This window comes from Salmonella sp. SAL4457 (assembly GCF_046548235.1).
Classification (GTDB): domain Bacteria; phylum Pseudomonadota; class Gammaproteobacteria; order Enterobacterales; family Enterobacteriaceae; genus Salmonella; species Salmonella enterica.
Window position 1 is genome coordinate 599,596 of sequence record NZ_JBGDZO010000001.1, and the last position, 12,646, is coordinate 612,241.

16 protein-coding genes are annotated in these 12,646 nt (G+C 50.2%); 7 read left to right on the plus strand and 9 right to left on the minus strand.

Annotated features, from left to right (window positions below; genetic code table 11):
* Positions 1 to 84 precede the first annotated feature (84 nt).
* From fabI to ACLJNW_RS03170, 3 genes are all read right to left on the minus strand, one after another.
* The gene (fabI, locus tag ACLJNW_RS03160) at positions 85 to 873 is read right to left on the minus strand and encodes an enoyl-ACP reductase FabI (protein ID WP_000506501.1); all 789 of its coding nucleotides are present in this window, start codon (positions 871 to 873) and stop codon (positions 85 to 87) included.
* A gap of 117 nt (positions 874 to 990) precedes the next feature.
* Positions 991 to 1,290, minus strand: coding sequence for a hypothetical protein (locus tag ACLJNW_RS03165; RefSeq protein ID WP_031604207.1), 300 nt, complete (start codon positions 1,288 to 1,290; stop codon positions 991 to 993).
* The gene (locus ACLJNW_RS03170) at positions 1,265 to 1,444 is read right to left on the minus strand and encodes a hypothetical protein (protein WP_010989024.1); all 180 of its coding nucleotides are present in this window, start codon (positions 1,442 to 1,444) and stop codon (positions 1,265 to 1,267) included. Before ACLJNW_RS03170 ends, ACLJNW_RS03165 begins: the two co-directional genes overlap by 26 nt.
* A 34-nt stretch (positions 1,445 to 1,478) precedes the next feature.
* On the opposite strand from ACLJNW_RS03170, the gene steC reads away from it, so the two are divergent.
* On the plus strand, positions 1,479 to 2,852 hold the full coding sequence (steC, locus tag ACLJNW_RS03175; RefSeq protein ID WP_024154615.1) for an SPI-2 type III secretion system effector kinase SteC: 1,374 nt from the start codon (positions 1,479 to 1,481) through the stop codon (positions 2,850 to 2,852).
* A gap of 465 nt (positions 2,853 to 3,317) precedes the next feature.
* Complete coding sequence (locus ACLJNW_RS03180) at positions 3,318 to 4,025, plus strand: EAL domain-containing protein (RefSeq protein ID WP_001268395.1); 708 nt, start codon at positions 3,318 to 3,320, stop codon at positions 4,023 to 4,025.
* A 15-nt stretch (positions 4,026 to 4,040) separates the two neighbouring features.
* Here ACLJNW_RS03180 and sapF read toward each other — a convergent pair whose 3' ends face one another.
* The 6 genes from sapF to pspF form a co-directional block, all read right to left on the minus strand.
* Positions 4,041 to 4,847, minus strand: coding sequence for a peptide ABC transporter ATP-binding protein SapF (gene sapF / locus ACLJNW_RS03185; RefSeq protein ID WP_000230462.1), 807 nt, complete (start codon positions 4,845 to 4,847; stop codon positions 4,041 to 4,043).
* 1 nt (position 4,848) lies between these two features.
* Positions 4,849 to 5,841: a peptide ABC transporter ATP-binding protein SapD gene (gene sapD / locus ACLJNW_RS03190; protein ID WP_001128869.1), complete on the minus strand. Its 993-nt coding sequence runs from the start codon at positions 5,839 to 5,841 to the stop codon at positions 4,849 to 4,851.
* Positions 5,841 to 6,731 (minus strand): peptide ABC transporter permease SapC, encoded by an 891-nt coding sequence (gene sapC, locus ACLJNW_RS03195; RefSeq protein WP_001146150.1) that lies wholly within the window; start codon positions 6,729 to 6,731, stop codon positions 5,841 to 5,843. The genes sapD and sapC overlap by 1 nt, the downstream gene beginning before the upstream one ends.
* Positions 6,718 to 7,683: a peptide ABC transporter permease SapB gene (sapB, locus tag ACLJNW_RS03200; RefSeq protein WP_000583298.1), complete on the minus strand. Its 966-nt coding sequence runs from the start codon at positions 7,681 to 7,683 to the stop codon at positions 6,718 to 6,720. Before sapB ends, sapC begins: the two co-directional genes overlap by 14 nt.
* Positions 7,680 to 9,329, minus strand: coding sequence for a peptide ABC transporter substrate-binding protein SapA (sapA, locus tag ACLJNW_RS03205; protein WP_024146310.1), 1,650 nt, complete (start codon positions 9,327 to 9,329; stop codon positions 7,680 to 7,682). The genes sapB and sapA overlap by 4 nt, the downstream gene beginning before the upstream one ends.
* A gap of 111 nt (positions 9,330 to 9,440) precedes the next feature.
* Entirely contained in the window at positions 9,441 to 10,421 is a 981-nt protein-coding gene (pspF, locus tag ACLJNW_RS03210; RefSeq protein ID WP_001669191.1) for a phage shock protein operon transcriptional activator, read from the minus strand.
* Between the two features lie 170 nt (positions 10,422 to 10,591).
* Between pspF and pspA the strand changes: the two genes are divergently transcribed.
* The 5 genes from pspA to pspE all read left to right on the plus strand — a co-directional run bounded on the left by pspA (position 10,592) and on the right by pspE (position 12,534).
* On the plus strand, positions 10,592 to 11,260 hold the full coding sequence (gene pspA, locus ACLJNW_RS03215) for a phage shock protein PspA (protein ID WP_000511006.1): 669 nt from the start codon (positions 10,592 to 10,594) through the stop codon (positions 11,258 to 11,260).
* Between the two features lie 59 nt (positions 11,261 to 11,319).
* On the plus strand, positions 11,320 to 11,544 hold the full coding sequence (gene pspB, locus ACLJNW_RS03220; protein WP_001274953.1) for an envelope stress response membrane protein PspB: 225 nt from the start codon (positions 11,320 to 11,322) through the stop codon (positions 11,542 to 11,544).
* A complete protein-coding gene (pspC, locus tag ACLJNW_RS03225; protein ID WP_023203942.1) occupies positions 11,544 to 11,903 on the plus strand; it encodes an envelope stress response membrane protein PspC in 360 nt (119 codons plus the stop codon). The genes pspB and pspC overlap by 1 nt, the downstream gene beginning before the upstream one ends.
* Before the next feature lie 22 nt (positions 11,904 to 11,925).
* On the plus strand, positions 11,926 to 12,144 hold the full coding sequence (pspD, locus tag ACLJNW_RS03230; RefSeq protein ID WP_001097607.1) for a phage shock protein PspD: 219 nt from the start codon (positions 11,926 to 11,928) through the stop codon (positions 12,142 to 12,144).
* Between the two features lie 75 nt (positions 12,145 to 12,219).
* Complete coding sequence (pspE, locus tag ACLJNW_RS03235) at positions 12,220 to 12,534, plus strand: thiosulfate sulfurtransferase PspE (protein WP_000913432.1); 315 nt, start codon at positions 12,220 to 12,222, stop codon at positions 12,532 to 12,534.
* Positions 12,535 to 12,646: the final 112 nt, after the last annotated feature.

Consider the following 12,646-nt stretch of genomic DNA (forward strand, 5'->3'; position numbering starts at 1 on the left):
TCAGAACGCTATATAACGAGATGAGCGGTGAGTGAGGGGAATGGGGCAGCACAGCCGTGCCGCCCGCTAATAAACTTAATGCGCTTACTTCAGTTCCAGTTCATTCATTGCCGCAATGCTGAACCCGCCGTCAACATGGACGACTTCGCCAGAAATGCCTGCCGAGAGATCGGAACACAGAAACGCCGCTGAGTTACCCACATCTTCAATGGTCACGGTGCGACGAATTGGCGTAACGGCTTCACAATGCGCCAGCATTTTACGGAAGTCTTTAATACCGGACGCCGCCAGCGTGCGGATTGGACCCGCAGAGATGGCGTTGACGCGAACCCCTTCCGGTCCCATAGCGTTTGCCATATAACGCACGTTGGCTTCCAGAGAGGCTTTCGCCAGACCCATGACATTGTAGTTCGGGATGGCGCGCTCCGCTCCCAGATAAGACAAGGTCAACAGCGCAGAACCCGGATTCAGCATGGTGCGGCAGGCTTTCGCCATGGCAACAAAGCTGTAAGAGCTAATATCGTGAGCGATTTTAAAGCCTTCGCGGGTAACCGCATTAACATAATCGCCGTCCAGCTGATCGCCAGGCGCGAAACCGATCGAGTGTACAAAACCGTCAAATTTCGGCCAAACGTTACCCAGCTCTGCAAACATAGCGTCAATGCTGGCATCTTCAGCGACATCACACGGTAAAACGATGCTGGAACCCAGCTGGGCAGCAAATTCTTCTACACGGCCTTTCAGTTTGTCGTTCTGGTAGGTGAACGCCAGTTCAGCTCCTTCGCGGTGCATCGCCTGTGCGATACCGTAGGCGATGGACAGTTTACTGGCCACGCCAGTGACCAGAATGCGCTTACCGGAAAGAAAACCCATAGCTTTAATCCTTATAGTCATTGCTTATTTTTTGCTTTTACGAACAATGGTTAACAGCAACTTTTCAACATTATTCGAAATTAGTCTGAAATTATATCCCACTCCTGGCCCCGTGTGTCACGCTATTTTTCCGCCGCTATCACCGGCAGGTGACGTTCTAAAACCACACGGTAACGAAGTCCCTGAGGATTTTGAGCACTCCCCGGGGCCAAACTGGCAAATCAAAGAGTCTAATGGGACAGGCCCTACGGTGCAGTATACCAGCTGGTGTAAGGTTCGCCTCATCCAACCAGAGACACCGGGACGGACAGCAAGTACGATAGCGATGCGCTTTCCACCAGACAAATAAAGGTTCTGTAGGAAGCCTGAATATTCATCCAAATGGTTTACCTCACCTATTAGCGATGTTATGGACATGTAATTTTAACCAGCAAATGCTTAACAAAAATAATTTCTTTTTTAGGTGCTGAAGGTTTTCTCTATTTATTGATGCAGAGTAATACTGAATATGAAAAATTTTGGAAATCAGGTGATTACAGTAGTTACAAATCAGGTTTTTATATGTTTGCATGTGTATTATAATAAATTTTCAGAGGATGAGACATATGCCGTTTACATTTCATATCGGAAATCATAGTTGCCAGATATCAGAAAGGTATTTAAGAGATATCATCGATAATAAAAGAGAACATGTTTTTTCAACGTGTGAGAAATTTATAGATTTTTTCAGGAATATATTTACCAGGCGAAGTTTAATTTCTGATTATAGAGAAATCTATAATCTACTGTGCCAAAAAAAAGAGCATCCCGATATTAAAGGGCCTTTCTCTCCAGGACCATTTTCGAAGCGAGATGAAGACTGTACACGATGGCGCCCCCTTCTTGGATATATTAAACTTATTGATGTCTCCAGGCCTGAAACAATAGATAAATACACTGTAGAGGTATTAGCACATCAAGAAAATATGTTACTACTACAGATGTTTTACGACGGAGTATTAGTGACCGAGACGGAGTGTTCTGAACGTTGCGTCGATTTTTTAAAAGAAACGATGTTTAATTATAATAACGGGGAAATTACGCTTGCCGCTTTGGGTAATGATAATCTACCGCCGAGCGAGGCAGGTAGTAATGGAATCTATGAGGCTTTTGAGCAACGTTTGATAGACTTCCTGACCACGCCCGCCACGGCGTCTGGTGATGAGAGCGGCGCTATTGATCAGACGGATGCATCACAACCAGCGGCAATAGAGGCGTTTATTAACTCGCCGGAGTTTCAGAAAAATATTCGCATGCGTGATATTGAAAAAAATAAAATAGGTAGCGGAAGTTATGGGACAGTCTATCGGTTACATGATGACTTTGTTGTTAAGATTCCAATTAATGAGCGGGGAATAAAAGTGGATGTTAACTCTCAGGAACATCGTAATTGTCATCCTGAGCGTGTCAGTAAGTATTTGAATATGGCCAATGGCGACAAGAATTTTTCTCGTTCGGCCATCATGAATATTAATGGTAAAGACGTTACGGTTTTAGTTTCAAAATATATTCAAGGTCAGGAGTTCGATGTTGAAGATGAAGATAACTATCGAATGGCGGAGGCGCTTCTTAAATCCCGGGGGGTTTATATGCATGATATAAATATCTTAGGTAATATTCTGGTTAAAGAGGGGGTTCTTTTCTTTGTGGATGGCGATCAAATCGTGTTATCACAAGAATCACGGCAACAGCGAAGCGTTTCTCTTGCAACAAGGCAACTGGAAGAGCAAATTAAGGCCCATCACATGATAAAATTAAAGCGGGCCGAGACCGAAGGAAATACTGAAGATGTTGAATATTATAAGTCACTTATTACGGATCTTGATGCGTTAATCGGAGAGGAAGAACAGACACCTGCGCCAGGAAGACGTTTTAAACTAGCCGCACCTGAGGAGGGGACTCTTGTGGCTAAAGTATTAAAGAATGAATTAAAAAAATAGCATTTAGTTCCGTTCTTTTCTGCGAATCGCCGGGGCTCATTCGCTACAGATTTACCGATCAATTATTGAGAGTTGCTATTCGTTTAAAGGTCGTTCGGGGGATCTGGACAGCCTGCAGCGGAGATGCAACTCGCCATTAGGGTTGGCGATGCCGCGCTGCCATAGTGGGTGAAATGCCTCGCAATGGTGTAACAACATTAACTCGCCTTGATTTTTCCCCTCTGCCTGACAAGAAAAACCTGGCTTTACGGATGGTCTCATGCCGTCGTATTAGCGTTGTTCGGCGTAGTATGTAAATTTCCTTATAGCAATAGAAGAACATTCTCAAAACATAAAATTAGCAAGTTATCATGAAGTTAACATATATTGTTTTTTTCGATCATTTTTTATATATTGATCGTTTTTATTGATTGATTTGCGTTAAAAGCGCATTATCAGGGAGTTAAGATCAAGTGGAGTGGTCACATGCGCTATTTTTTTATGGCAGAGCCGATAAGGGCAATGGAGGGGGATTTACTGGGCGTCGAAATTATTACCCATTTTGCATCGTCGCCCGCTCGTCCGCTACACCCTGAGTTTGTTATCTCGTCATGGGACAATTCGCAGAAGCGCCGTTTTCTGCTTGATCTGTTGCGGACAATCGCGGCCAAACATGGCTGGTTTCTACGCCACGGCCTATTCTGTATCGTAAATATTGATCGGGGTATGGCGCAGCTTGTCCTTCAGGATAAAGATATTCGCGCATTACTACACGCCATGCTATTTGTGGAGCTGCAGGTCGCTGAACATTTTTCATGTCAAGATAACGCCTTAATCGATCCTTTAATACACGCGCTTCATAAGCAACCTAATCCATTATGGCTGGGCGACCTGGGCGTAGGGAATGCAACTGCTGCGCCATTAGTTTGCGGGTGTTTTAGCGGCGTAAAACTTGATCGCAGCTTTTTTGTCTCACAAATTGAAAAAATGACGTTTCCGCTGCTTGTCAAACATATCCGGCGTTATTGTGACAAGATCGTGGTGGGGGGCCAGGAAAACACACGCTATTTGCCGGTGTTAAAAACGGCAGGCATTTGGGCAACCCAGGGCACGTTATTTCCTTCCGTTGCGTTAGAAGAGGTTGAAACACTGCTGTTGGGCAGTCGCATGAACACCCTCAGAGAATCGAACTGAGGGTATTTGTTTCGCTTAGCGATCCTTTCGCCATGCGTCAGCGGTCAGCGCCTCGCCAAAATGGCCTGCGATTAAACGGCGGGTAAGCTCATGTAGCGGAGAGGCGAGCACATCGGCGGTGCTGCCGCGTTCAACCACTTCCCCCTGATGCATCACTAATACCTGATCGCTAATATGTTTCATCATGCCGATATGCTGCGTGACATAGATATAGGAGATGCCTTGCTTTTCCTGCAATTCAAGCATCAGATTGATGAGCTGCGAGCGCATGGACATATCAAGCGAAGCCAGCGCTTCGTCCGCGATAATGACTTTAGGGCGTAAAATCAGCGCGCGGGCCAGGCCCAGACGCTGTTTCTGCCCCGGCGCCAGCATATGCGGGTAGTAGCTCACGTGATCGGGCAATAGCCCCACCATACGCATCGTCTCGACAATCTGTTTACGCCGCTGTTCCGGCTCCAGATCGGTATTAAGGCGCAGGGGGAAGTCAAGGATCTGTGAAATACGTTGACGTGGATTCAGTGACGTTGAGGGGTCCTGAAAAATCATTCGAATACGTTGGCTTCGAAACGAATAGTCGCCGTAATGCAGGGGATGATCGTCAATAAGAAGCTCGCCGCTGGTGGGTTCAATCATGCCGGCCAGCATCTTTGCCAGCGTGGATTTGCCGGAACCGTTTTCGCCGATAATGGCCAGAGTCTGACGCTCACGAAGCGTAAAGCTTAATGGTTTCACGGCGTCTACGGTTTGGCGGCGAAACCATCCTGTCCGGTAGCGAAAGGTTTTACTCAGGTTGCGCACTTCAAGCAGAGTTTCCACCATATCACTCTCTCTCCATATTCAGCGGAAAATGACAGGCATAGAGATGATTTTTCGCGCCGGTTAAGCGTGGCGTGATAATGCATTCTCGTTGCGCGTAAGGGCAGCGCGGCCCCAGACGACAACCTATCGGTAACTGCTCCAGTAGCGGGATCGCGCCCGGCAGCGTATTGAGACGGCTTTTATGCGGCATCGCGCTGCCAAAATCCGGAATCGCGCGGATAAGCGCCTGCGTATAAGGATGATGTGGCGTCGTCACCAGATCTTTACTTGGCGCGGTTTCTACCGTCTGGCCGCAGTATAAAACGTTGATTTTATCAGCCCACTGACTCAGCATTTGCAGGTCGTGGCTAATCAACAGAATGGTGGTATTACTGTTTTGATTCAGTCGGGTCAGCAGGCGAAAAATTTGCGCCTGCGTCGTTGGTTCCATTGAGTTGGTGGGTTCATCAGCGATCAGGAGTCGCGGTTGATTCGCCAGCGCGATAGCGATCATAACTTTCTGACACTCACCATCGGTCAGTTCATAGGGAAAACTGCGCATCGCGTCTTTATGATCTTTAATTCCCACCCGGTGCAGTAATTCAATTGCACGCCGTTTACGCCAGCCTAAACGCTGCCACCAGCGGCCTTTATAGGTCCAGGCGGGAATATTTTGCATTAACTGGCGGCCGACGCGTTCGGAAGGATCAAGGCACGACTGCGGCTCCTGGAAGATCATCGACACATTATGTCCGACCAGCTTACGCCGTTCACGTGAGGAGAGGCGCAGCAGATCGATATCATCAAAACGCATACGGTCGGCAGTGACTCGCCAGTTGTCTTTCGCGACGCCGCAAATAGCTTTAGCAATCAAGCTCTTTCCGGAACCCGATTCACCTACCAGGCCGCGAATTTCACCTTCGCTTAATGTCATACTGACGCGATCGACCGCTTTTACCCAACCTTCGCTGGTTTTAAATTCAATGGTGAGATTGCGGATATCCAGTAACGGCATTATTCCACCCCCGCAATAATCGCACGACGAATCCCATCTCCGAGCAGGTTTACCAGTAAAACACTGAGCGTTATCGCCGCGCCGGGTAGCATAACGGTCCACGGCGCGACATAGATTAGCTCCAGCGCATCCCCCAACATGGCGCCCCATTCAGGAGAGGGAAGCTGCGCGCCGAGATCTAAAAATCCCAGCGCGGCGATGTCCAGAATCGCCATCGACAGCGCCCGGGTAATTTCGGTGACCAGACCGGCGGTAATATTCGGTAAAATGGCGAACCACAGAATATTCAGCGTTGTCGCGCCATCCAGACGGGCGGCAATGACGTACTCTTTTTCCAGTTCATCATGCACCATGCTGTAGACGGAACGTACCATTCGCGGCAACAGGGCCAGCCAGACGGCAAACATCGCGTGTGACAGATGTGGGCCGGCAAATGCCACGACGATAATCGCCAGCAAGAGCGAAGGGATGGAAAGCAGCGTGTCCAGAATATGGTTCAGCACGGCAGAGCGTAAACCGTGCGTCGCGCCTGCCACTACGCCGAGGACTAATCCACATAGCGTAGCCGCCAGCGTTACGATAAACGCGCCGCCGACCGTGGGCGCCGCGCCGCTTAACAGGCGGCTCAGCACATCGCGCCCCAGATCGTCAGTCCCCAGAAAAAAGGAGACTTCGCCATAGCGTGACCAGGAGGGTGGCAGTAGCTGATAGCCCAGAAATTGCTGATCGATACCATAGGGCGCGATCCAGCCGCCAAAAATACACAGCAACGCCAGACCGGCGCATCCATACAGACCCACCATCGCAGGCGCGTCGCTATAAAATTTACGCCAGGCAGTGCGCAGGGTGCCTGGCGGGCGCTTTTCGCTGTATACGCTATCGTAAGGCATACCATTCCTTATGTTTCAGAGGGTTAGCCATAGCACCCAAAATATCGGAAATCACATTGACCACAATAACCAGCGACCCAATGACCATCACGCCAGCGGAAATAGCGGCATAGTCCTGCTGACGAATGGCGTGAATTAACCATCGTCCCAGCCCTGGCCAGCTGAAAACCATTTCGGTAATCATCGCCAGCGTTAACATGGTTGAAAACTGCAGACCAAGACGGGGAATGACCGGCGGCAGCGCATTATGCAACACGTGACGGCGTAAAATCGTAAAGCGCGACAAGCCGCGCGTGGCCGCCGCTTTAACGTAGTTCTGATCGTAGACCTCAATAGTGCTGATTCGCATCAGGCGGATCACTTCTGTGGTCGGCGCGACGGAAAGCGTGAGCACCGGTAAAACCATATGCCGTATGGCGCTCATCACCATTTCATCACGCCACGGCGAATCTGAAATCCAGGCGTCAATGATGGCGAAACCGGTAACCGGTTTAACTTCATAAAGCAGGTCAAATCGCCCGGATACCGGCAGCCACCCTAGCGTGAGCGAAAAGAACAGTGTGAGCAGAAGCGCCAGCCAGAAAACCGGAATTGAGAAACCTAATAGCGCCAGCGCGCTGATAAAACGATCCGGCCATTTGCTACGCGTCACGCCAGCCAGCATCCCGACCGGGATGCCGACCATCAGCGCAAAACCAAAGGCGAGAATGCACAGCTCCATCGTGGCGGGAAACACCTCTTTAAGCTGTTCGGAGATCAGCTGGCCGTTAATGCTGGACACGCCAAAGTCCCAGTGCAGCAGACCGTTGAACCAGAAAACCCAGGCATTCCATAATGATGCGCCTTGTAGCGGCGCGTGCGGCGTAAAATAGCTCAGGCTAAAGCCGATAAAGGTCAGGAAGAATAGCGTCACCAGCAACAGCAATAACCGACGCAGGGTGAAGATAATCATGGTTTTTTCACCTCTTCGTGTTTTTCGCGGGAGACGCCGGCAAAAGACGCATTGCCGAACGGGCTTAACACCAGCCCTTTAATATCGTAGCGGTAAGCCTGCAGGCGTAGTGATGATGCCAGCGGCAGTATCGGCAGCTCTTTCTCCAGGATATTCTGCGCTTCCTCATATGCTTCTATGCGCGAAGCCAACTGCTGCGACGACAGTGCTTTACGCAGCACGCTGTCAAATTCAGGGTTACACCAGTGGGCGAAATTGGTTTGCGAATTGATGGCCGCACAGCTTAACAGTGGTCTGAAAAAGCTATCCGGATCGTTGCTGTCCGTGGCCCAGCCGGATAAGGTCAGATCGTGATTCATATCCATCAGGCGCGCCTCCTGAAAACGACCTTCAACCGGCACAATGACCACTTTTACGCCAACCTGCGCCATATCCGCCTGAATAAGCTCCGCCGTTTTTAGCGGACTTGGGTTCCAGGCCTGAGAACTGGTCGGCACCCAGAGATGCAGCGTAAGATTCTCAATGCCCAGCGCTTTTAGCTGTTCGCGCGATTTTTCCGGATTGTACTCCGTAATTTTGGCATCGTTATCGTAAGCCCATGAGGCTCTCGGTAAAATGGAGGCTGCGGTTTCCGCCGTGCCGTAATAAATCGACTGCATCAGACGCTGGTTGTTGATCGATAAGGCCAGCGCATGGCGCACTGCGGGATTATTCAACGGCGGCTTATCGGTGTTAAAGGCCAGATAGGCGATATTCATCCCCGGGCGCAACGTCAGACGTAAACGCGGATCGTCGCGTAAAATAGTTAGCTGGCTGGCGGCGGGCCAGGCCAGAACATCGCATTCACCGGTCAGTAATTTCGATAAACGCCCGGTACCGCCGGAGCCTAAATCCACCACCACTTGCGGCATCAGCGGTTTGCCGCGCCAAAACCCATCGTGGCGCTGGAGACGAATAAACTGCCCGGCACGGTACTCCGAAAGCTGGAAAGGCCCGGTGCCGACCGGTTGGCGGTCTAGCAGTTCCTGACGATCTTTTCGGCTAAGCTGCGCGGCGTACTCAGCGGACATGACGGAAGCGTAGTGTGTAGCCAGATGCCATAAAAAGGAGGCGTCTGGCTGCGTCAGGCGAAACTCAACGGTGTTATTGTCCAGCTTACGCACGCTTTTTACATTGTCGGCGAACTGTAGGCTATCAAAGTAGGGGAAGCTACTGCCGTTGATGTTATGCCACGGATGTCGACGATCGAAAATCCGCTGAAAGGTAAAGACGACATCATCAGCATTGAGTTTTCGGGTCGGCGTAAACCAGGCTGTTTTTTGAAAGGAAACGTCGCGGCGCAGGTGAAAACGGTACGTTGCCCCGTTATCCAGCACTTCCCAGCTTTCTGCCAGCTCTGGGACTAAACGATAAGTATAGGGATCGACATCCAACAGGCGATCATATAACTGGGCGGCCAGGGTATCGACGATGAGGCCGCTGCTCGCTTTTTGCGGATTAAAGGTGTTGACCTGCCCGCTGACACAATACACAAAGCCGCTATCGCGAATATCTGCACTCGCAGTTTGTTCGGGCGCAGCCACAGCCGTAGCCTGACTACTTAGTAGACCCGCTATCACGATCAGAGACGATAAAACCAGGCGCATAATAGTTAAGTTTTTGAAGTTCAATTTGCAAAGTGTATCGCACTTCGGCCCGCCACGTAAAAATGTCGGTGGATAACTGGCGTAAATGTCGTCAATTAGCCGGAGAAATAGCTAAAGCTGATGCTTTTTAAGCAAGGCGCGAAACTGGTGGTAGGTGAGCGCCAGCAAATCGGCGGCTCGTTTCTGGTTAAATTTCGCCTGCTGTAAGCTACGTTGCAGCAGCGCTTTTTCCTGTTGCAGTTGAAACTCACGTAATTTGAGCGGCAGGTCAGGCGTGGCGGATGCCGCTGGCAGGGCGGGCGTGGGCGGTTCGGCGGGATGGCGTTGAAAAGGATCGATAACAATTTCATCCAAAGGATGTTCACTGCTGCCGTGGCGATACACTGAACGTTCGACTACGTTTTTCAGCTCGCGGACATTACCCGGCCAGGCGTAATGCAACAACGTTTCTTTTGCCCGATCGGTAAAACCGGGAAATAAGGGCAGACGTAGCTCACGACACATCTGAATAGCAAAATGCTCGGCCATCAGCATAATATCGCTCTGGCGTTCGCGCAGCGGCGGCAGTTGTACAACATCAAAAGCCAGCCTGTCGAGCAGATCGGCACGAAATGTCCCTTCCTTCACCATGGCGGGTAAATCGGCATTAGTGGCGCATACTAATCGCACATTAACCTGTAACGGCTGGCTGCCGCCGACGCGCTCTAGCTCGCCATATTCAATCACCCGCAGCAGCTTTTCCTGTACCAGCATCGGCGCTGTCGCCAGTTCATCCAAAAACAGCGTGCCGCCATCGGCGCGTTCAAAGCGACCGGGATGGCGTTTTTGCGCCCCGGTAAAAGCACCCGCTTCATGACCAAACAGTTCGGAGTCCAGCAGGTTTTCGTTAAGCGCCGCGCAGTTAAGCGAGATAAGCGGCCCCTGCCAGCGTGAAGAGAGATAGTGCAGGCGATTGGCGATAAGTTCTTTACCCGTCCCGCGTTCGCCAATAATCAGCACTGGCTTATCCAGCGGCGCGAGCCGGGAGACTTGTTCCAGTACTTCAAGAAAACGGTTTGCCTCGCCGAGCAGGTTATCTTTAAATTCAGCCATGATGAAAATCGCCACTTGTTAGTGTTTTTCACCACTTTATCCTTTTTTGCTGGCGAGGTAAAACGAAACAATTTCTTTATTATCAGTGACATGAAAAGTTGGCACGCAAATTGTATTAATCATGTAGCAGGGCATCGCCCGTTATCAGAACATTATGTGAGGATTGAATTATGGGTATTTTTTCTCGTTTTGCCGACATCGTGAACGCCAATATCAATGCGTTGTTGGAAAAAGCGGAAGATCCGCAGAAGCTGGTGCGCCTGATGATTCAGGAGATGGAAGATACGCTGGTGGAGGTTCGCTCGAACTCCGCGCGTGCTTTAGCGGAAAAGAAACAGTTATCCCGTCGTATTGAACAGGCCACGACTCAGCAGACCGAGTGGCAGGAAAAAGCGGAACTGGCTCTGCGCAAAGATAAAGACGATCTGGCGCGCGCCGCATTGATTGAAAAACAAAAGCTGACCGATTTAATTGCTACGCTTGAACAGGAAGTCACGCTGGTGGATGACACGCTGGCGCGCATGAAGAAAGAGATTGGCGAGCTGGAAAACAAACTCAGCGAAACACGCGCTCGCCAGCAGGCGCTGATGCTGCGTCATCAGGCGGCGAGTTCTTCCCGCGATGTCCGTCGTCAGCTTGACAGCGGCAAACTGGATGAAGCCATGGCGCGGTTTGAATCCTTTGAACGTCGTATCGATCAAATGGAAGCGGAAGCGGAAAGCCATCGTTTTGGTAAGCAGCAATCGCTGGACCAACAGTTTGCCAACCTGAAAGCCGATGATGAAATCAGCGAGCAGCTTGCGCAGTTGAAAGCCAAAATGAAGCAAGATAATCAATAATGACAATGGCGGCGCCGGTACGCGCCGTCGCTCATCAGCTTTAGGTGTAAGGAGAACGCATGAGCGCGCTATTTCTGGCCATCCCGTTAACCATTTTTGTGTTGTTTGTGTTACCGATTTGGCTGTGGCTGCATTACAGCAACCGCGCCGGTCGGGGAGAACTGTCGCAAAGCGAGCAGCAACGCTTACTGCAACTCACAGACGATGCGCAACGTATGCGCGAGCGCATTCAGGCGCTGGAAGACATTCTTGATGCAGAGCATCCGAACTGGAGAGAGCGCTAATGGGTGGAATCAATCTGAATAAAAAACTATGGCGTATGCCGCAAAAGGGCATGGTGCGTGGCGTTTGCGCCGGGATCGCCGACTACCTTGATGTACCGGTAAAACTGGTGCGTATTCTGGTCGTGCTGTCGATTTTCTTTGGGCTGGCGTTTTTTACCGTAGTGGCCTATATCGTTCTGTCTTTTGTACTGGACCCTATGCCGGATAATGTGGCCGCAGGCAAACCGCAGCCGACCAGCGGCGAACTGCTGGATACCGTAGACAGAGAGCTTGCCGCAGGCGAAAAGCGTTTGCGAGAAATGGAACGCTACGTCACGTCAGATACGTTCACACTGCGTAGTCGTTTCCGTCAACTTTAAGTGTTATATCGGGAAGGTGAAGATGAATACTCGCTGGCAACGCGCCGGGCAGAAGGTGAAGCCCGGCTTCAAAATAGCAGGTAAGCTGGTTCTGTTGACCGCGTTACGCTACGGGCCTGCCGGCGTGGCGGGATGGGCGGTAAAATCCGTCGCCCGTCGTCCGCTAAAAATGTTGCTGGCGTTTGCGCTGGAGCCAGTACTTCGTAAGGCGGCGAATAAAATTTCGCAGCGTTACAAATAGCGAGTCTGGTCATAATATTTCGTTAAGCTCTGGCGTATAGTGTGTGCGAAATACATTACGTGTCAGGACGGAAGTATGTTGAAAAAAGGAATATTTGCGTTAGCGTTATTCGTAGCCATGCCGCTTTATGCCGCAGAATACTGGATAGATGTCCGCATTCCGGAACAATATCAGCGTGAGCATATTCAGGGCGCGATTAATATCCCATTGAAGGAGATTAAATCTCATATCGAAACGGTAGTTCCAGACAGGAACGATACGGTAAAGTTATATTGCAACTCCGGACGACAGTCGGGCATGGCAAAACAAATGTTGCTTGATATGGGGTATACGCACGCGATGAATATGGGCGGCATCAGTCGTCTTGATATGCCGAAAGTAAAAAAATAGATAATCTATTGCTCAATACTCATACTAACCGCGGCGCTTAATGCGCCGTTGTTGATCTCCCCGGGTAGTTGATAATAACGTTTTTGCACATATCTATAACGCAGGCTCGTTA

What these genes read in the sequence shown, in the direction of transcription:
- sapB (WP_000583298.1), bottom strand. Translation starts at nt 7,683, where the DNA reads ATGATTATCTTCACCCTGCGTCGGTTATTGCTGTTGCTGGTGACGCTA.
- pspE (WP_000913432.1), top strand. Translation starts at nt 12,220, where the DNA reads ATGTTGAAAAAAGGAATATTTGCGTTAGCGTTATTCGTAGCCATGCCG.
- sapA (WP_024146310.1), bottom strand. Translation starts at nt 9,329, where the DNA reads ATGCGCCTGGTTTTATCGTCTCTGATCGTGATAGCGGGTCTACTAAGT.
- ACLJNW_RS03180 (WP_001268395.1), top strand. Translation starts at nt 3,318, where the DNA reads ATGCGCTATTTTTTTATGGCAGAGCCGATAAGGGCAATGGAGGGGGAT.
- pspC (WP_023203942.1), top strand. Translation starts at nt 11,544, where the DNA reads ATGGGTGGAATCAATCTGAATAAAAAACTATGGCGTATGCCGCAAAAG.
- steC (WP_024154615.1), top strand. Translation starts at nt 1,479, where the DNA reads ATGCCGTTTACATTTCATATCGGAAATCATAGTTGCCAGATATCAGAA.
- sapC (WP_001146150.1), bottom strand. Translation starts at nt 6,731, where the DNA reads ATGCCTTACGATAGCGTATACAGCGAAAAGCGCCCGCCAGGCACCCTG.
- fabI (WP_000506501.1), bottom strand. Translation starts at nt 873, where the DNA reads ATGGGTTTTCTTTCCGGTAAGCGCATTCTGGTCACTGGCGTGGCCAGT.
- pspB (WP_001274953.1), top strand. Translation starts at nt 11,320, where the DNA reads ATGAGCGCGCTATTTCTGGCCATCCCGTTAACCATTTTTGTGTTGTTT.
- ACLJNW_RS03170 (WP_010989024.1), bottom strand. Translation starts at nt 1,444, where the DNA reads ATGCAAACATATAAAAACCTGATTTGTAACTACTGTAATCACCTGATT.
- sapD (WP_001128869.1), bottom strand. Translation starts at nt 5,841, where the DNA reads ATGCCGTTACTGGATATCCGCAATCTCACCATTGAATTTAAAACCAGC.
- pspA (WP_000511006.1), top strand. Translation starts at nt 10,592, where the DNA reads ATGGGTATTTTTTCTCGTTTTGCCGACATCGTGAACGCCAATATCAAT.
- ACLJNW_RS03165 (WP_031604207.1), bottom strand. Translation starts at nt 1,290, where the DNA reads ATGTCCATAACATCGCTAATAGGTGAGGTAAACCATTTGGATGAATAT.
- sapF (WP_000230462.1), bottom strand. Translation starts at nt 4,847, where the DNA reads ATGGTGGAAACTCTGCTTGAAGTGCGCAACCTGAGTAAAACCTTTCGC.
- pspD (WP_001097607.1), top strand. Translation starts at nt 11,926, where the DNA reads ATGAATACTCGCTGGCAACGCGCCGGGCAGAAGGTGAAGCCCGGCTTC.
- pspF (WP_001669191.1), bottom strand. Translation starts at nt 10,421, where the DNA reads ATGGCTGAATTTAAAGATAACCTGCTCGGCGAGGCAAACCGTTTTCTT.